The sequence below is a fragment of the Psychrobacillus sp. INOP01 genome (assembly GCF_018140925.1).
Taxonomy (GTDB): Bacteria; Bacillota; Bacilli; order Bacillales_A; family Planococcaceae; genus Psychrobacillus.
Map to the genome: position 1 here is coordinate 2,930,372 of NZ_CP073315.1, position 17,637 is coordinate 2,948,008.

Annotated in this window: 16 protein-coding genes; 12 read left to right on the forward strand and 4 right to left on the reverse strand. The window is 40.5% G+C overall.

The genetic code is table 11. The annotated features are described in order from the left end of the window. Nucleotides 1–17: 17 nt before the first annotated feature. The 5 genes from argJ (at nt 18) to KD050_RS14725 (ending at nt 4,797) form a co-directional block, all read left to right on the forward strand. Nucleotides 18–1,244 (forward strand): bifunctional glutamate N-acetyltransferase/amino-acid acetyltransferase ArgJ, encoded by a 1,227-nt coding sequence (gene argJ, locus KD050_RS14705; RefSeq protein ID WP_211893086.1) that lies wholly within the window; start codon nt 18–20, stop codon nt 1,242–1,244. Continuing rightward, nucleotides 1,207–1,986 carry an acetylglutamate kinase gene (gene argB / locus KD050_RS14710; RefSeq protein WP_211893087.1) on the forward strand — a complete coding sequence of 260 codons (780 nt, stop codon included), beginning with the start codon at nt 1,207–1,209 and terminating at the stop codon, nt 1,984–1,986. The genes argJ and argB overlap by 38 nt, the downstream gene beginning before the upstream one ends. Continuing rightward, nucleotides 1,983–3,110, forward strand: a complete 1,128-nt coding sequence (locus KD050_RS14715) for an acetylornithine transaminase (protein ID WP_211893088.1) — start codon at nt 1,983–1,985, stop codon at nt 3,108–3,110. Before argB ends, KD050_RS14715 begins: the two co-directional genes overlap by 4 nt. An 81-nt stretch (nt 3,111–3,191) precedes the next feature. Beyond that, nucleotides 3,192–3,404 carry a hypothetical protein gene (locus KD050_RS14720; protein WP_211893089.1) on the forward strand — a complete coding sequence of 71 codons (213 nt, stop codon included), beginning with the start codon at nt 3,192–3,194 and terminating at the stop codon, nt 3,402–3,404. A gap of 439 nt (nt 3,405–3,843) precedes the next feature. Next, nucleotides 3,844–4,797 carry a nuclease-related domain-containing protein gene (locus tag KD050_RS14725; RefSeq protein WP_211893090.1) on the forward strand — a complete coding sequence of 318 codons (954 nt, stop codon included), beginning with the start codon at nt 3,844–3,846 and terminating at the stop codon, nt 4,795–4,797. Nucleotides 4,798–4,810: 13 nt separating this feature from the next. Here KD050_RS14725 and KD050_RS14730 read toward each other — a convergent pair whose 3' ends face one another. Both KD050_RS14730 and KD050_RS14735 read right to left on the reverse strand, forming a co-directional pair. Then, nucleotides 4,811–5,002, reverse strand: a complete 192-nt coding sequence (locus KD050_RS14730; protein WP_211893091.1) for a hypothetical protein — start codon at nt 5,000–5,002, stop codon at nt 4,811–4,813. A gap of 270 nt (nt 5,003–5,272) precedes the next feature. After that, nucleotides 5,273–5,836, reverse strand: a complete 564-nt coding sequence (locus KD050_RS14735; RefSeq protein WP_235753822.1) for a helix-turn-helix domain-containing protein — start codon at nt 5,834–5,836, stop codon at nt 5,273–5,275. A 261-nt stretch (nt 5,837–6,097) separates the two neighbouring features. Here KD050_RS14735 and KD050_RS14740 point away from each other — a divergent pair, with 261 nt between their 5' ends. The 7 genes from KD050_RS14740 to KD050_RS14770 all read left to right on the forward strand — a co-directional run bounded on the left by KD050_RS14740 (nt 6,098) and on the right by KD050_RS14770 (nt 14,145). After that, nucleotides 6,098–6,925 carry a transporter substrate-binding domain-containing protein gene (locus tag KD050_RS14740; protein ID WP_211893093.1) on the forward strand — a complete coding sequence of 276 codons (828 nt, stop codon included), beginning with the start codon at nt 6,098–6,100 and terminating at the stop codon, nt 6,923–6,925. Between the two features lie 22 nt (nt 6,926–6,947). Next, nucleotides 6,948–7,607 (forward strand): amino acid ABC transporter permease, encoded by a 660-nt coding sequence (locus KD050_RS14745; RefSeq protein ID WP_211893094.1) that lies wholly within the window; start codon nt 6,948–6,950, stop codon nt 7,605–7,607. Between the two features lie 21 nt (nt 7,608–7,628). After that, complete coding sequence (locus KD050_RS14750) at nt 7,629–8,357, forward strand: amino acid ABC transporter ATP-binding protein (protein WP_211893095.1); 729 nt, start codon at nt 7,629–7,631, stop codon at nt 8,355–8,357. A gap of 318 nt (nt 8,358–8,675) precedes the next feature. Further along, entirely contained in the window at nt 8,676–10,364 is a 1,689-nt protein-coding gene (locus KD050_RS14755) for an S-layer homology domain-containing protein (protein WP_211893096.1), read from the forward strand. Between the two features lie 590 nt (nt 10,365–10,954). Beyond that, complete coding sequence (locus tag KD050_RS21545) at nt 10,955–11,740, forward strand: nuclease-related domain-containing protein (RefSeq protein WP_370627234.1); 786 nt, start codon at nt 10,955–10,957, stop codon at nt 11,738–11,740. Nucleotides 11,741–12,133: 393 nt separating this feature from the next. Next, nucleotides 12,134–13,441, forward strand: a complete 1,308-nt coding sequence (locus KD050_RS14765) for a nucleotide sugar dehydrogenase (RefSeq protein WP_211893098.1) — start codon at nt 12,134–12,136, stop codon at nt 13,439–13,441. Further along, a complete protein-coding gene (locus KD050_RS14770) occupies nt 13,438–14,145 on the forward strand; it encodes a WecB/TagA/CpsF family glycosyltransferase (RefSeq protein WP_211893099.1) in 708 nt (235 codons plus the stop codon). The genes KD050_RS14765 and KD050_RS14770 overlap by 4 nt, the downstream gene beginning before the upstream one ends. Nucleotides 14,146–14,328: 183 nt before the next feature. Here KD050_RS14770 and KD050_RS14775 read toward each other — a convergent pair whose 3' ends face one another. Both KD050_RS14775 and secA2 read right to left on the reverse strand, forming a co-directional pair. Then, entirely contained in the window at nt 14,329–15,216 is an 888-nt protein-coding gene (locus KD050_RS14775) for an accessory Sec system S-layer assembly protein (RefSeq protein WP_211893100.1), read from the reverse strand. Beyond that, entirely contained in the window at nt 15,213–17,591 is a 2,379-nt protein-coding gene (gene secA2, locus KD050_RS14780; protein ID WP_211893101.1) for an accessory Sec system translocase SecA2, read from the reverse strand. The genes KD050_RS14775 and secA2 overlap by 4 nt, the downstream gene beginning before the upstream one ends. Between the last annotated feature and the right edge of the window lie 46 nt (nt 17,592–17,637).

The window sequence follows — 17,637 nt, forward strand, 5'->3', positions numbered from 1 at the left end:
AAGAGGAGGAATAACCGATGACTACAAAAACGATTACGATGAAAAGCATTTCCTATAAAAACATAGCTTCGCCAAAGGGCTTCCAAGCAACAGGTATCCATTGCGGTCTAAAGCATAAGAAAAAGGATCTCGCATTACTTGTTAGCGACGTACCTGCAAGTGTAGCTGGTGTTTTCACAACGAATGCCATCAAAGCAGCGCCACTACTCATCACAAAAGATGTCGTATATGAAACAGGTAAAATGCAAGCAATCATCGTCAACGCTGGAAACGCCAATGCCTGCACGGGAAAACAAGGAACAGCAGACGCATACACAATGCAAAAACTCACTGCAGAAAAACTAGGGATCGATCAATCACTTATCGGTGTTGCATCCACTGGAGTAATCGGGGAGCTCATGAAAATGGAACCAGTAACAACAGGTATTCAAACGTTAGAACCAGTGGATGAACTAGAAGGTGCGATTGACTTTTCTTTAGCAATCATGACAACAGATACCGTAACAAAAAATACTACTTATCAAACAACCATTGACGGCAAAGAGGTAATCATTGCAGGAACGGCAAAAGGCTCAGGTATGATTGAACCAAATATGGCGACGATGCTCGGTTTTATAACAACCGATGCGAATATCGAATCCAACCATCTTCAGGATGCACTAAAAGCTATCACCGAAGTGACTTTCAACGCAATTACTGTGGACGGCGACACATCGACTAATGACATGGTCATCGTAATGGCAAATGGAATGGCGCAAAACAATACGTTAACTCCAGACCACCCAGACTGGGAAAACTTCGTGCAAACCTTACATGCTGTGTCACAAGATCTAGCTAAAATGATTGCCAAAGACGGGGAAGGTGCAACGAAGCTAATTGAAGTGGAAGTAAAAGGTGCCATTACTGACATAGAAGCACGTAAAATCGCAAAAACAGTAGTAGGTTCACCGCTTGTTAAAACGGCCATCTTTGGAAATGATGCAAATTGGGGACGAATCATTGCTGCGGTCGGCTATAGCGGTGCAACAATTGATCCAAACGCCATTACAATTCTGCTAGGCTCAACTAAAGTAGTAGAAAACGGCGAGCCTGTTCCTTTCTCAGAGGATGATTTAATCATTTATTTGAAGCAGCCAGAAGTCAAAATCTTCGTCGACATACATCAAGGCAATGGTCAAGGAACTGCATGGGGGTGCGATTTGACATATGACTACGTCCAAATCAACGCAACTTACCGCTCCTAAACGCATCGTCATCAAGCTTGGGGGTAGCATGCTCGAGGGGTTAAATGAAAACTTCTTCACCAATTTTAAAAAACTTCAATCAGCGAATCATGAAATCGTCATCGTCCACGGTGGAGGACCAGCGATCAATAAAGCCCTTGCTAGTAACGGGATATCGACCACTTCTATTAATGGAATACGAGTGACATCCGCTGAAGCAATCGGAATTGTTCAGTCAACACTAGTCGGCCAAGTAAATCCTGCACTCGTGCATCAGCTGAATAATAGCGGAATCCAAGCAATTGGTCTTAGCGGCTACGATAGTCAGCTATTGCAATGCACAATATTAGATGAAGCAACATATGGTTTTGTTGGAGAAATCCAACAAGTGAACAGCTCACTTATTGAAATGTTGCTGAAACAAGGAATCACTCCAGTCATTTCAAGCATTAGTTGCACAACAGATGGAGACCCATTGAACATCAATGCCGACACTGTAGCAAGTCAAATAGCGTTAGCGGTTAAAGCAGAAAGCTTGCAACTAGTTACCGATACACCAGGTATTAAAATAGATGGAGAGGTACAAGAAACTGTTACCTCTGAAAAAATTACTGACTGGATCACGTCAGGCGATATCTACGGAGGGATGATTCCAAAAGTCATAGCGGCTCTTGACTGCCTAACAGCAGGTATTCCTTCCGTCCAAATCGTCGGCGATCAACTTTCGGGCACAACAATTTTGCAACAGGAGGTATACGCATGAGCTCTTTATTCCAAAACTATACTCGCAGACCTATTCACCTAGTCAAAGGGAAGGGTACGATCGTTACGGACGATACTGGGAAAAACTATCTCGATTTCACAAGTGGTATAGCTGTGCTCAGTCTGGGGCACACTCATCCTGCAGTAGTCCAAGCGATCCAAGAGCAAAGCGAAAAACTTTGGCATATATCGAACCTATTCGAAAACCCTGAACAAGAAAAACTAGCTGAAACTCTGGTAAACGATACACACTTCGCTCACGCATTTTTCTGCAACAGCGGAGCAGAGGCGAACGAAGCAGCTATCAAACTAGCTCGCAAACATACTGGAAAGCACACTATCATCACCTTTGATAAATCATTCCACGGACGCACATTCGGCGCAATGTCCGCTACTGGTCAAGAAAAGATACGTAACGGCTTCGGTCCATTGCTCGAAACGTTCCGAACAGTACCTTTCAACGACGTAGCTGCCCTCGAAGCAGTAATCGACGAGGAAGTCGGCGCGATCATGCTTGAAGTAATCCAAGGAGAAGGCGGAGTCAACCAAGTAACACCGGAATTTGCTAGGGCCATCTCGGACATATGCACGGCCAACGGAATCCTACTCATAGTAGACGAAGTCCAAACAGGCATTAGCCGCACAGGTACCCGCTACGCATACGAACAAACAGTCCTGAAACCTGACATTATGACGTTAGCAAAAGGACTTGGAGGAGGCTTCCCAATCGGTGCAATGCTCGGAACAGCAGATCTGCATGACTCATTAGGTCCAGGTACACACGGCACGACCTTCGGAGGAAACCCTCTAGCAGTAGCCGTCGCACAAACTGTATTAAACAACGTATTTACAGAGGAATTCCTTGAAGATGTAAATCAAAAATCAATTTATTTTATCGAGAAATTAAAAGAAGCTTTACCAACCAACCAGTTAGTCGGCTCAGGTCTATTACTCGGAATCGTCTGCGAAGAAGACGTCGCCGCTTACATAACAGCCGCAGATGAAGCAGGTCTACTACTAGTAGCAGCAGGACCAAACGTAATACGCCTTCTGCCACCACTAACCGTAACAACCGAAGAAATTGACCAAGCCGTCGACATTTTACAATCAATCCTTAGTAAATAAAGCTTGTTTTACCTTGAATTAAAGCGCTCAGCGAACCGCTATTCACCCCCAGGACCCGCCGATTCGGCGGGTCCTTTAATAATGTCCACAGAAAAGCCAACAACATTGAAACTTCCAAATAATCCCGTTCCGCAAGTAAACCGGCTCCAACCGCAAGTAACATATGACCGAGAGCAAGTACCCGCCCCAACTCCGCAAGTAAATCCACCTCGAGAGCAAGTAACCCCAATCCGTCCGCAAGTAGAATCCAAAAAGGGAGCTATTCGGCCGAACGAAAAGCCGGCTACTTTATAACTTCCAAATAATCGCGTTCCGCAAGTAAACCACCTCCGAACGCAAGTATTCTATGACCAAGGGCAAGTACCCACCCCGACTCCGCAAGTAAATCCACCACGAGAGCAAGAAACCCCTATCCCTCCGCAAGTAAAACCAAAAAAAAAGAAAGCTTTTCGCCCGAGCGAAAAGCCAACTGCCTTAAACCTTCCAAATAATCCCTATATAGCATATAATCTGCGCTTCTACTAACTCTACCGCAAATTTAGCATCAAAATAATACAATACTATTCCCAAAATCCACTAATATTATTTTGCGATATGAGAAACAATTCAATTCTTAATCTCATTTCTTAAAGAAAACTCTATTCTCACCCTAAAACTCCCATTGAAATGCAATTTTTATTGTAGCTATAGTAGACTGCAACTAAATATGCTAATCTATCCTCGAGGTGATAAAATGATAGTAAAACCATTTGCACAAACTCTATATATGGAAGCACTTATCTCGTTAAACAAACGACTGAAGAAAAACCACCCCAAATATATCCCTCTCCGAGAAGACCTGAATCGTAATATTGCGGGAGACATAGGGGAAGAAGCAGTTATGAGTTTTCTTCAAAAAGTTAAACTTCCATACAAATTCTTTGCCTTCCACAACATTTCACTATATGGCGAGTCACTATTTCAAATGGATGTCCTAATAATTACACAGCACTATGCTGTGATACTCGAAGTTAAGAACATCCAGGGGGAAATTGAATTTAAATCTCATCCATATCAGCTGAGCCGAACACTATCAACTGGAGTAAGAAACTCGTTCGACAGTCCTGAGATTCAACTACAAGAGTATATATATCAGTTGAATGTGATATTTAAGGCCGCTGGATTTTCGATACCTATTTACGGTGCAGTTGTTTTTCCCTTTACTAGCAGCTATATAAAAACCCCTCCAAGTGAAACAACCGTACTATTCCGTAATGAAATCAGATCCTATTTGAGAAAATTGAAAACGCATGATCCTCCACTTTCTTTAGAAGTACTTAACAGCCTCAAAGATTTTATTTTAAATAAAACTACCAATTACAAACCATTCCCATTAACACTACACTTTGCAATTAATCCAGATGACATTATCAATGGAGTAGAATGTACTACTTGTAACCTTGTTGGAATGAAAAAAGTTACCCGTCACTGGATATGTCCTAGATGCAGAAATATCAGCACTAATGCACATACAAAGACCATAAAAGAATATTTTCTCATATACAAAGACTCCATTTCCAATACAGAGTGTCGCAAATTTTTAAATCTAAATAATATGTACGAGGCAAACAGAATACTAAAAAATGCAAACCTGATCAAAACTGGTAAATACAAAGATGCTAAATATAAAATGGAATTTATAAAATAAAGATCTTCTATACTTACAAGAAGATCTTTTCATATGCAATAAAATCAAACTCCGCAAGTAAATCCCAAAAAGCTAACAACCTTGAAGCTTCCAAATAATCCCGTTCCGCAAGTAAACCGCCTCCAACCGCAAGTAACATATGACCGAGAGCAAGTACCCAACCCGACTCCGCAAGTAAATTCACCTCGAGAGCAAGTAACTCCAATCACTCCGCAAGTAAATCCCAAAAGGAAGTTTTTCGCCCTTGCGAAAAGCCAACAACCTTGAAGCTTCCAAATAATCCCGTTCCGCAAGTAAACCACCTCCAACCGAAAGTAACATATGACTGAGAGTAAGTACCCGCCCCAACTCCGCAAGTAAATCCACCTCGAGAGCAAGTAACCCCAATCCTTTAGCAAGCAAACCATTCACGAGAGACAACAACAAACATCCCCAACAAAAAAAGCCCTCCACTCTCGCGAAAGACTCTCAAAACCTAAAAATCATGCGTCATCGTCCAAATAGCGACTGCATCCGCATCCCCATCATTCATAAACCGATGCGGCAGCGAGCTATCAAAGTAAATACTATCACCTTCATCGATAACGTAAACCTCACCCTCAATTTCAATCCGCAAACTACCAACCAGCATCAGACCGCACTCCTCGCCGCCGTGGAACATAAGCGGATCATCGGTGCCGTCGCCTGGCGACACGATCATCTTAAAAAAGCTCATCTGTTTGCCTGAACTTGGTGATAAAAGTTCATATCCGACATTAGGTCGCACTCGTTTTATCAGATTACCCTCACCTTTGCGGGTCAGAGTTACTGCATTATTCTCCTCTGACTCAAAGAATGAAAACACAGGAACCTTTAAGCTGTGGCTTAATTTCCACAACGTCTCTAAGGAGGGGGATACTTGTCCACGCTCAATTTGAGAAATCATACTCTGGCTCACACTAGCTTTTTTCGCCAGCTCTTCTGACGTCAATCCTTGAAATCGACGTAAATACCTAATTCGCTTACCAACCTCACTTTTAGGAAAGACCAATACAAACACCCCTTATGGATAAAAATACATTATGCAGAATAATAAAACATTGTGTTCCTAAACTAATAAATACTAACTTCATACTTTATTACATAGACTACAACTATATACAATCTATTTTGCACTTTTTTTCAAGTAGAATCAATAATAAAAATATTATAACTAATTATTTTTATGTAGACACGTGAATAATAATAATTTATACTACTAATAATTCACTAGTTTCATAAGGGGAACTGAATAAATAAAAAACCGGGGGGTAAAAAAGTTATGAAGAAATGGTTAGCAGCTGTACTTATGATTACCGTTTTAATCATCGCAGGTTGTAGTAATGATTCTGGCGGAGGTGTATCGACAGAAAACTCAACAGTTCAAAAAGTATTAAAAGAGAAAAAACTAGTTATCGGGATGTCTCCAGGATATTTCCCATTTGATATGAAAGATCCAAATGGCGATTTCGTAGGCTATGATGTAGACACTGCAAACGCACTTGCTGCAGCACTAGGAAAAGATATCAAAGTAGAATTTAAGCAATTCACTTTTGATGGATTGATTCCAGCACTTAGAACCGGAGAAGTAGATATGGTTTTCGCTGGTATGACAATCCGTGGTGACCGCGCATTAGCGGTGAGTTTCTCAGACCCTTACTTCCAAACAGGCCAAGCTGTAATGGTACCTGGAACAGACACGGCAACAAAAACTTGGCAAGATCTTGATGTAAAAGGTAAGAAAATTGCTGTAGGTATCGGGACAACTGGTGCACTACTTGCAAAAGATGTATTTGAAAACGCAGAAATTTTAGACTTTGAAGAATTTCCAACCGCGGCAGCAGCTATGGCGCAAGGGGAAGCGGACGCAGTAGTATACGACGAACCAGCAATCGCAGTTTGGAAATTGAAAAATGGGGATTCTGTAAAACAAATTGAAGAATTAATTTCTACAGAAAATCTTGGAATTGCTCTTCAGAAAAATGACATCGACACAATTCAATGGGTGAACTCATTCTTAAACAGCTACCTTGGAAGCCCTGCAGAACTTGCATCACGCACAAAATGGTTTGAAACTTCCGACTGGTTAAATGAAGTTGTAGACGAATAAAACACTCTAGGGGGAATCAGCTATGTACATCTACGACTGGAGTGTCATACCAAGAAACATGGACGTCTTCATCGAAGGAGCACTTAAAACACTAGAAATATCGGCAATCGCAATTCTTATAGCGATTCCAATTGGTATCCTCTTTGGACTTGGACGTATATCCAAAAACAAAATTATTTATAGCATTTCATCTGCTTATATAGAAATAATGCGTGGCGTACCACTTCTAGTTCTTTTATTATGGATATTCTTTGTACTTGGACAATTTGTTAGGTTAGGTTCTTATTGGAGTGCCATTATTGGGCTTGCCTTATTCTCCGCTGCATTTATCGCAGAAATTGTTCGCTCTGGAATACAAGGAGTACCAAAAGGGCAGATGGAAGCAGCACGCTCACTAGGTATGTCTCATACAAAAGCGATGACACATATCATTTTACCGCAAGCGTTTAGAAGAGTATTACCACCGCTTGCATCACAATTTATTATGCTGATAAAAGATTCGTCACTCGTTTCGATTATAGCTGCAACCGACTTAACATTGAATGCTAAAAACCTAGTGGCAACATCGTTTGCTTCCATAGAAATATATACATTCGTTGCACTAATCTATTTCATCATGACATTCAGCCTATCACTAATCATTCGATACTTTGAAAAACGATTACTGAAAAGCGAAGCATAACGTTAAGGAGGGTGTACCCAAATGATCACTATTAAAAATGTCAATAAAAGCTTCGGTGCCCACCACGTCTTAACCGACGTTTCGCTCGAAGTACCTAAATCGAATGTTGTCGCACTGATTGGACCAAGTGGAGCAGGGAAATCCACCCTCATCCGCACCATCAATGCATTAGAACCGATAGACACTGGCGAAATAGTAGTGGATGGCATCTCCATCCACGACAAAAATACGGACATCAATGAAGCCCGCACTAACATCGGCTTCGTATTCCAAAGCTTCAACCTATTTCCGTTCCTAACCGCTTTAGAAAACGTAACAATGGCACCAATGAAAGTAAAAGGACTAAGCAAAGAAGAGGCTGAAAAAAGAGGAAAAGAACTACTAACTTCCCTTGGCCTTGCAGACAAATTCGGTGCCTATCCAAACAGACTTTCCGGTGGCCAACAGCAACGTGTAGCCATCGCACGAGCATTAGCAATGGATCCACAAGTCATGCTATTTGACGAACCAACATCCGCACTCGACCCAGAAATGGTAACCGAAGTGCTCGATGCAATTCGAAAATTAGCAAAAGACGGCATGACCATGGTCGTCGTAACACACGAAATGGGCTTCGCCAAAGAAATTTGCGACGAAATCGTCTTCATGGCAGAAGGTAAAATAGTCGAGCGCGCCGCTCCATCCAAATTCTTTACCAACCCAGACACCCAGCGTGCCCAAGACTTCCTATCCAAAGTACTAAACCACTAGAGCAATCTAGTGGTTTTTTTGTGATCAATCAGCCCACCCATATCTACCACATAAATCCAATCAAACATCACATAACTAGTCATATCCACCATATAAACAACCAAAAACGCTATATAAGTTAGCTCCATCTACCATATAAACCTCCTCAAGCCCCACATCTATCCATTTGGCCGTCTTATAAACCCTCTGCCAATTAACATATTCTTACTGATTGGTAAAATATCCACATATTACATAGATTCAAAACGAATAAATCATGCTAATATCAATTGAACGCAGAAAGCTTTAACGAGCTAAAATATTCGGGGGTAATACATAATGAGCAAGTATCAAAAAATGTTCAAAGTTGCATTAGCAACTGCACTATCTACTAGCGTACTAGTAGCAGCAGCGTCACCAAACGCAGCACAAGCTGAAGAAGTGAAAGTACCAACTTTTTCGGATGTAAAAAATACACCGACAAACCATCTTTACGAACCAGTTACTGATTTAGCTTCTCGCGGTATCATCACTGGGTACGAAGATGGGACATTCAAGCCGTACCAAAGCATTAATCGTATGCACGCTGCTAAAATCATGGCTTTGGCACTTGATCTAGACCTAGATATTGACAAGGTTAAAGATCCTGGTTTTACAGACATCGATAAGGATCACCCATACTATGTCCACATCGCAGCACTTGTGGAAGCAGGGGTTATCAAAGGATATAAAGACAACACTTTTGGTCCAAACAACACGCTTACAAGAGCACAAATGTCTAAAATGATTACTTTGGGATTTGATTTTGATCAACAGACTCTAGCAGAAAATCCATTTACTGATATAACAAAAGATCAAGAGTTTGCAGGATATGTTCAAACACTTTATTCAAACGAAATCACAACTGGTACTACTGCAACAACATTTAGCCCATATTCAAACGTAACACGTGGACAAATGGCTTCGTTCATCTTCAGAAGTGAAAAAGAAATTGGTAATATTGCGGCTGAAGACTTTGGACAACTTACTAAAACTACTTTCACAGCTGGTGCAGGCCTAACGGAGGGGAAAAATGCTAGTGACGTAGCATCATTAACTGTAGAATGGTTTGACCAAGCAGGAGCTGTACTTGGTAAAGGAACATTGAACAAGAAATTTGCAACTGATTTCCCAACAGCTAACCAACTTTCTATGCCATTTGATGCTAACTTTAACTATGTAACGGATGGTTACTGGACAGTAGCAGGTAATTTCACTGGAGAACCAACTAAAGTGAAATTCACTGTAACATTTAAAAATGGTGATGTAGAAACAGCTGAAAATACAAGAGATTTATCTGGTAACATCGTTGTTCAAGATTTCGGTTTAGTTAGTGGAGACAGATATTCCGCTGGAGCAGGACTAACTGAATTCAAAACAGTAAGTGATATCGACACACTAAAAGTTAAATGGTTTGACTTAGCTGGTAATGTTATAGGTGAGGGAACTTTGACAGATAAACTTGCTAAAGAGTACCCAATGGCAACTGAAATTTCAATGCCATTCGATGCTAACTTTGCTTATATTGGTGACGGATACTGGAATGTAGTAGGTAAATTCACTGGAGAACCTGCTAAAGTAGAATTCTCGGTTAAATACAAAAACGGGAAAGAAGTTACTGTAGAAAATACTAGAACAGTTTCTGGTAACATTGAAGCACAAGATTTCTCTAAAACTTCTGAAACAAGCTATTCAGCTGGTGCAGCTTTAACTGAAAACAAAAAAGTTAGCGACATTGAAACTCTAACTGCTGAGTGGTTCGATAAAGACGGAAAAGCTTTAGCAAAAGGTACAATGACAGAAAAATTTGTAACTGACTACCCAACAGCAACACAAATTTCAATGCCATTCGACCCAGCATTTAACTACGTAACAGACGGTTTCTGGAAAACAGAAGGTGAATTCACTGGCGAACCAACAAAAGTGACATTCTCTGTTAAATACAAAAACGGTAAAGAAGCAACTGTAGACAACAACTTAGTAAAATAAAACACACCCCCAATCCATTGACCAACCCCAAAGGTCAATGGATTTTTTTAATAAAACCCACACATAACTCCTGCTAACTACCACATAACCTTCCATAACCCCTAAATAAACCAGCCACTACCACATATCCATCTCTAACTACCGCACAGACTTTTATAACCACCACAAAACCCTTCAATCACCACATAAACTTCCATAACCACCACATAACTCATCCCAACCACCACATAAACATGCAACCACCACATAATTCTAACAATTCATCACATATCCAATCCTATCTACCACATAAACGTCCATATCCACCTCATAACTCATCCCGACCACCACATAAACATGCAACCCCCCGCCCCAACACCCAACACCAATTGCGTCACCATCCAATATCTGTTATCCTATAACCAATTCAATAGAAAGGGGCACTACTCATAGAAATTATCAGACCATTACCTCAAAACTACCACGCACTAACAAGATTAAAAGCCCGCTTGCCAACGCATCATGAAAAATACCCAGCTATCCTAGAAAAACTAGACCAAATAAGCGCTGGCCACTTTGGAGAAGTACGAACCGATCGATTCATCGAAGAAGTGCTATTTCCGCAACACCAACTACTCATCATCCCAGATTTACACACCCGATTACACTCCAAACGACACATCCAAATAGACACACTAATACTCACCAAATCCTACATGTTAATAATCGAAATAAAAAACATCACGGGTACCCTACGATTTAAAAAAGATCCAAACCAACTAGTCCGAATAATAGACAACATAGAAGAAAAATCATATGCTTGTCCACTAACCCAACTAGACCGAAACTGCGATGGTATTAAAACACTATTTCCAAGCATCGAACTGCCCATTATACAAGCACTTGTGTTTCCATCCCAAAACACAATCATCGAAGATGCACCAAAAAACCACCATATTTTCTTCGCTAAACAAATACCGTTATTCATCCAAAAACTAAACACTCAACCACCAATACTGACCAACCATCAGTTTAACCGAATAGCCAAACAACTCACGAAGATGAACAATAACTTCACACCTGATTCACTTTGCAATCGTATGAATATAAATCCTGAAATTCTCAAAAAGGGAGTCCTTTGCAAAAACTGCAATTCCAAACTCCATAGAAAATCACTCCAAACCTGGCACTGCAAAACGTGCTTAACAACGGAGAGAAATCCCATACCATCAAACATAGAAGACCTTTTTTTATTAATAAAACAAGACCTTTCAGTGAAAGATTGCATGCATTATTTAGAAATAAATTCAAGATACACTATTTACAACAGCCTCAAGAAAATGAATGTAGGAAAAAGTGGATACAAAAAAACCACCAAATACAATATACTGCACTAAAAAAGGAAGCCGATTCTCAAAATGGCTTCCTTTTATATTCCAAATTGGCATCCGCCGCATAACTCAATCCAACTACCACATAACCAACCACAAGCACCACATAACTAGAGCCAACTACCACATACCCAACCCAAACTACCACCTATTCATCCAACCACCACATAAACTTCTATAACCACCACATAACTAGAGCCAACTACCACACAACTAAGCTAAACCACCACATATCAATCCAACCACCACATAAACTGCTATAGCCACCACATAACTAGAACCAACCACCACATACCCAACCAAAACCACCCAACCGCAACCCAAACACATCAAAAATCGCCCATTTCCATAAAATATGCTATAATATTGCAAGGTAAAAAAAGAAAGGAAGTACCCAACATGCAAAAAAAAATATGTGTGGTCGGCTTAGGTTATATCGGACTTCCAACCGCAGTAACATTCGCTAACCACGGAGTCCGCGTACATGGCGTAGACGTAAATGAAAAAGCAGTAGAAATGATCCAAAACAAACAACTTCATATAGAAGAAGACGGCCTACAAGAGCGTTTAGATAAAGCGATAGATGAAAAACTACTAACAGTTTCCACTAAACCGGAAGAAGCGGACGTATTCATCATTGCCGTACCTTCTCCGATTAACCGTGATAAAACAGCAAACTTAGAATATGTACGTCAAGCAACAGCATCAGTTGTTCCTTATTTAAAAGAAGGAAACCTTGTTGTTCTAGAATCTACCGTGCCACCAAAAACGGTTGAAAACATTATGCTACCGGAACTTATAAAATCAGGTCTGAAAATTGGTGTAGAGCTATTCGTATCCCATTCACCAGAGCGCGTTATTCCTGGTCGTATCTTCGAGGAACTGACGAACAATGACCGTATTGTTGGTGGGATAAATGATGAATCTGCCCAAATGACGAAAGAGCTTTATGAAACGTTCGTAAAAGGGACAATCCATATTACAGACGCTACAACAGCAGAACTAGTAAAAGTAATGGAAAACACATACCGTGACGTGAATATTGCATTTGCAAACGAACTAGCAAAAATTGCAGAAACGCTAGATGTGAACATTTGGGAAGCTATTAAATTTGCAAACTTCCACCCGCGTGTGAATATCCATTATCCAGGTCCTGGAGTAGGGGGGCACTGTATCGCAGTAGACCCGTGGTTCCTAGTTGAACTTAGCTCGGAAGCAAAAATCATCGAGCTTGCTCGTAACACGAATGATGGCATGCCAGGATATACGGCGAAAAAGACAAAACAAATCCTACAAGAAGTAGCCAACAAAACAACTGGTAAAGTTGCTGTACTTGGATTAGCCTTCAAAGGGAACGTAGATGATATGCGTGAAAGTCCTTCAACAGACGTAATTCAAGAATTGCAAGACCTAGGATTAGAAGTAGTGTCATACGATCCGCATATTAAAACAAATACGCATCCAACACAAACACAATCACTAGATGAAGCAACTGCTGGAGCAGATGTTGTACTTGTACTGACAGACCATAACGAATTCAAAGCATTACAGCCAGCTTCTATCCGTGAAAACGTAGAAACTGCAGTAGTACTAGATACGAAAAACTGCCTACTTCGTCAAACGTGGGAACAAGCGGGGTTTGCTTTTTACACGCTTGGTGATGCGAAAAATAAAAGCCAAAGTCAATTGGAGCATCAGAACCAATGAAGGAAATGATACTTGGTGTAAAAGTCGACACCGATAATTACGATGAACTCATAAAAAAACTGTTCAAACGTATCGACAGTAAAGAAAAATCACTCGTAGTTGCGATAAACCCTGAAAAGCTTATGAAGGCAAAAGAAGATCAATCCTTAAAAGACCTCCTAAACCGTGCGGAATTTCAAATTCCAGACGGGATAGGAGTCATCCTTGCTTCGAAGCTTAACAAAGGAAATATCAAATCTCGTGTTACGGGTATAGATATGATGGATCGTATCGTAAGAGAAGCAGCAAGAACTGGGAAGTCCATATTTTTATACGGAGCAAAGCCGGGTGTAGCGGAAAGCGCAGCCGAAGCACTTAAATTTACATATGCTTCGCTTCAAATTGCTGGTACACAGGATGGCTACGAAAAAGATAACGAAAAAGTCATTCAAAAGATAAACGACGCAAAACCAGATATTCTATTCGTTGCAATGGGATCACCTCGCCAGGAAGAATGGATCGAAGCAAATCGGGACAAACTTTATCCATCCCTTTACCAAGGTGTGGGTGGTTCATTTGACGTATTAGCTGGGAATGTAAAACGTGCACCAGGGTTTTTCCAAAAGACAGGGCTTGAGTGGTTTTATCGTCTTGCAAAAGAACCAAGCCGCTTAAAAAGACAGCTAGTCCTACCAAAGTTCTTAATAGAAACTTTAAAAAAGTAATTAAAAAAAATTTCAAATATTTACTACTTGACACTTGTTTATCTATTGAAGTTTTAAACAAAAGATGGTAGCATGAAATTGTAAGGATCGTTTCCTCAGAATATATAAATTATTAAAAAAGTCGGTTGGTTGCCCACGCAAAAAAGCCTAAGTAGAATTTCTACTTAGGCTTTTTTGTGTTATTCAATTGTGCTCGATTACTTTTACGGACCAGCTAGTGAAATCGGGCTGGTCTTTTAGCACCATTTCTTTTGGGAAGACGAATGTCCACGGCTTACTTGTATTAGCTTGAACAGTAAGTGGGGGAAGAGTAAATGCACCCTTTGCCACAGTTTCTTTTGTTGTATCCATGACCTCAAGGGGGAGCTGACTAATAGTAATATCCTTTTCATGACCACTTCTTATTAATACAGTTACGCTCAAACTTCCATCCTCTTGCAAGCTTTGCTGCAAGCCCATGAAATTGACTTCATTTTTCTTTGGTGGGGTTAAATCCTCTACAATTTTTCTTAATTGATCCTTATTCGCAGTAGCTAAGGACTTCTCCCAATTTTCGTCTAAGTCTAAACGGTGTGGAAGCTTTTGCTCAAATGCAATGGACCAGTTTTCCTTCAAGATTTGGTCAGCCGGAACAACTAAATGCTCTTTTTCAAAAGTAACAATCCAAGGCATAGCACTCTCAGCAGGAATTGTTCCTAGCTCACTTAAATCTGCATCTATACGAGCAACTAATTTTCCATCCTCACCAAACAAAACCAGTGGGGTAATACCCATGTTAATTTCTTTTGCTAATGATTGACGGAAGAAAAACTGTGCATGTACAGTTTCTCCGTCAATCTTCAACTCAATCGGTGCAAGGGAAAGCTGATTTCGCTTTAAGGGCTGTAATTCATTTAGCAGGAATTGAAAATAATATTGATCTTCTACTTGCTTCGGTTTTCCACCGTAGAAGTATAGTTTCGTATGAATTTCTTCTTCCGTCGCTTCAGATGCATTATCCATTAAGTCTTTCGAAGCGATGGCAGACTCTTTCTGTTGTTTCTTAGAAGTACGTTTGAAAAAAGGGATCATTCTACTTCTCCTCCATTTTGTAAAGTAACGCCATGCTCACGTATCAAATTAGAAATCTCTGTTGCGACTCCTTTACCGATGCCGTGAATCATACGAGTAAATAATTCTAAACCTTCTCGTTCATATTGTCTCATCGGATCCTCCTGGGAATAGCTACGCATACCGATACCTTCTTTTAACTTGTCCATCGAATCCATATGAGTTAACCAATGCTGATCCACTGTACCGATTAAATACATCCGAAGCTGTTCCTTTTCAGTAGCATGGCTTAATAGCTCGAGCACTGTGTCTTTATACAGACTAACCTGAGCATTCACCTGTTTTTTCGCTGCTTCAATAGTTAAACTTGTATCCCAAGCAGGAAGATCTATACCCGGCATCTTATCTAAGAAAACTTGGCGAAGTGCTTCAAACTCTTCGTCTGTATGAGAAATCTCCTCGTCAAAAAAGAAGTTAAGCTCATGTTCAGGGAACTCCTTTATAAAAGTAACAAAGGTTTCTTCTATATTTTCTCCAAAGATCAACTGATCACGAAGCTCATAAATAGTTTTACGCTGAACATTTAGTACATTGTCTAGCTTCAAATTATATTCCCGCACACTATAGCTAGCACCTTCACAAATTCGCTGCGTTCTTGTAACAAATTCCATTGCCTTTTTGTTCTCGATAAGACCGTCCTTACCGGCTTTCACATTGGCTACAAGTTTTTCTAACTCTTCTCCAGCAAAACGTTTGAACATTTCATCCTCCAGCGAGATGAAAAACTCGGATGTACCTGGATCCCCTTGACGACCAGAGCGACCCTTCAGCTGATTGTCAATACGACGAGACTCATGTAGCTCTGTTCCGATAACATAAAGTCCACCAAGCTCTGCTACACCTTCACCAAGGGAGATATCCGTCCCACGACCTGCCATATTCGTTGCAACAGTGACCATACCTTTTTGTCCAGCCAATGAAATAAGCGAAATCTCCTGATCAATACTTTTCGCATTTAATACTTCATGCGTAATGCCCACCTGCTTCAAATAGCTCGAAACCTCTTCCGATTGAATAATAGAAGTTGTTCCTATTAATACTGGCTGCCCAGTAGCATGGAGTTCGTTTACTTTCGAAGCAACCGCTTTATATTTGTCCTCTATTTTCGCGTATATACGGTTTGGTAAATCTTTTCGAATGATTGGTCGATTTGTTGGTATTTGCATAACGTTCATTGCATACAATTCTTGGAACTCTTTTTCTTCTGTCTTCGCCGTACCGGTCATCCCCGAAAGGAATGGATACATACGGAAATAGTTTTGTATTGTAATTGAAGCCTGTGTTTTGTTTTCTTCCGTAATGATTAATCCTTCTTTAGCTTCAATCGCTTGGTGAAGCCCATTAGAAAGACTGCGCCCTTCCATTGGACGGCCTGTGAACATATCTACTAGTAATACTTTGCCCTCTTTAACAATATAATCTACATCACGGGCGAACATCATGCGTGCACGCAATGCTTGAATCATATAATGATAAAGCGTTTGATGGGCTAAATCATATAAATTATCAATAGAGAAGAAGCGTTCAATCTGTTCGATCCCTTCTTCTGTGTAACTTACTGTTTTCGTTTCTAAGTCAAAAAGGAAATGCTTCTCTTGCTTAAATGATTTCACTAGCTTAGCGCATAGTGTGCTGAGCTGATCATGCACGTCCGTTTTCCCAGCGATTATAAGGGGTGTCTTCGCTTCATCGATTAATACACTATCCACTTCATCTACTAAAGCAAAATGATACGGACGCTGTACACGAGAGGTTGCGTTGTATGCCATATTATCTCGAAGGAAATCGAAACCAAATTCAGAGCCTATTCCATATGTAATATCAGCAGCATAAGCGGCAGCCTTTTGAGAAGGCTCCATCATAGGCAGCGTGATGCCGACCGTTAATCCTAAAAACTCGTGGATCTGACCTATTTGTTCCTGGTCACGTTTTGCTAAATATTCATTTACTGTGATGACGTGTACACCTTTACCTTCTAATGCGCGGTAATAGGAGGGAAGGGAGGCAACTAATGTCTTTCCCTCACCAGTAGGCATTTCAGCAATATTTCCATCAGAAAGGACCATGCCTCCGATAAGCTGAACGTCAAAGTGACGCATACCAAGAACTCGGTGGGCTGCTTCACGAACAACGGCAAAAGCTTCAGGGCGAATAGCTTGTAGTTTTTCACCTTGTACTAGTCTGTCTTTAAATTCAGTGGTTTTGTGTGCTAACTCCATATCTGAAAGACTACGTAATGTTTCGTCCCATTTATCTATCTCTAGTAATTCCTTCTTATATAAAGTTAGCTTTTTATCATCTACTGAGGGGAAAATCTTTTTCCATATGCGAGCCATTTGTTAATCTCCTTTTATATGAATACTCTTCAGTCAATAAGTATAT

What these genes read in the sequence shown, in the direction of transcription:
- KD050_RS14765 (WP_211893098.1), top strand. Translation starts at nt 12,134, where the DNA reads ATGCAAAAAAAAATATGTGTGGTCGGCTTAGGTTATATCGGACTTCCA.
- secA2 (WP_211893101.1), bottom strand. Translation starts at nt 17,591, where the DNA reads ATGGCTCGCATATGGAAAAAGATTTTCCCCTCAGTAGATGATAAAAAG.
- KD050_RS14715 (WP_211893088.1), top strand. Translation starts at nt 1,983, where the DNA reads ATGAGCTCTTTATTCCAAAACTATACTCGCAGACCTATTCACCTAGTC.
- KD050_RS14750 (WP_211893095.1), top strand. Translation starts at nt 7,629, where the DNA reads ATGATCACTATTAAAAATGTCAATAAAAGCTTCGGTGCCCACCACGTC.
- KD050_RS14755 (WP_211893096.1), top strand. Translation starts at nt 8,676, where the DNA reads ATGAGCAAGTATCAAAAAATGTTCAAAGTTGCATTAGCAACTGCACTA.
- KD050_RS14775 (WP_211893100.1), bottom strand. Translation starts at nt 15,216, where the DNA reads ATGATCCCTTTTTTCAAACGTACTTCTAAGAAACAACAGAAAGAGTCT.
- KD050_RS14770 (WP_211893099.1), top strand. Translation starts at nt 13,438, where the DNA reads ATGAAGGAAATGATACTTGGTGTAAAAGTCGACACCGATAATTACGAT.
- KD050_RS14725 (WP_211893090.1), top strand. Translation starts at nt 3,844, where the DNA reads ATGATAGTAAAACCATTTGCACAAACTCTATATATGGAAGCACTTATC.
- argB (WP_211893087.1), top strand. Translation starts at nt 1,207, where the DNA reads ATGACTACGTCCAAATCAACGCAACTTACCGCTCCTAAACGCATCGTC.
- KD050_RS14745 (WP_211893094.1), top strand. Translation starts at nt 6,948, where the DNA reads ATGTACATCTACGACTGGAGTGTCATACCAAGAAACATGGACGTCTTC.
- KD050_RS14740 (WP_211893093.1), top strand. Translation starts at nt 6,098, where the DNA reads ATGAAGAAATGGTTAGCAGCTGTACTTATGATTACCGTTTTAATCATC.
- argJ (WP_211893086.1), top strand. Translation starts at nt 18, where the DNA reads ATGACTACAAAAACGATTACGATGAAAAGCATTTCCTATAAAAACATA.
- KD050_RS14720 (WP_211893089.1), top strand. Translation starts at nt 3,192, where the DNA reads ATGTCCACAGAAAAGCCAACAACATTGAAACTTCCAAATAATCCCGTT.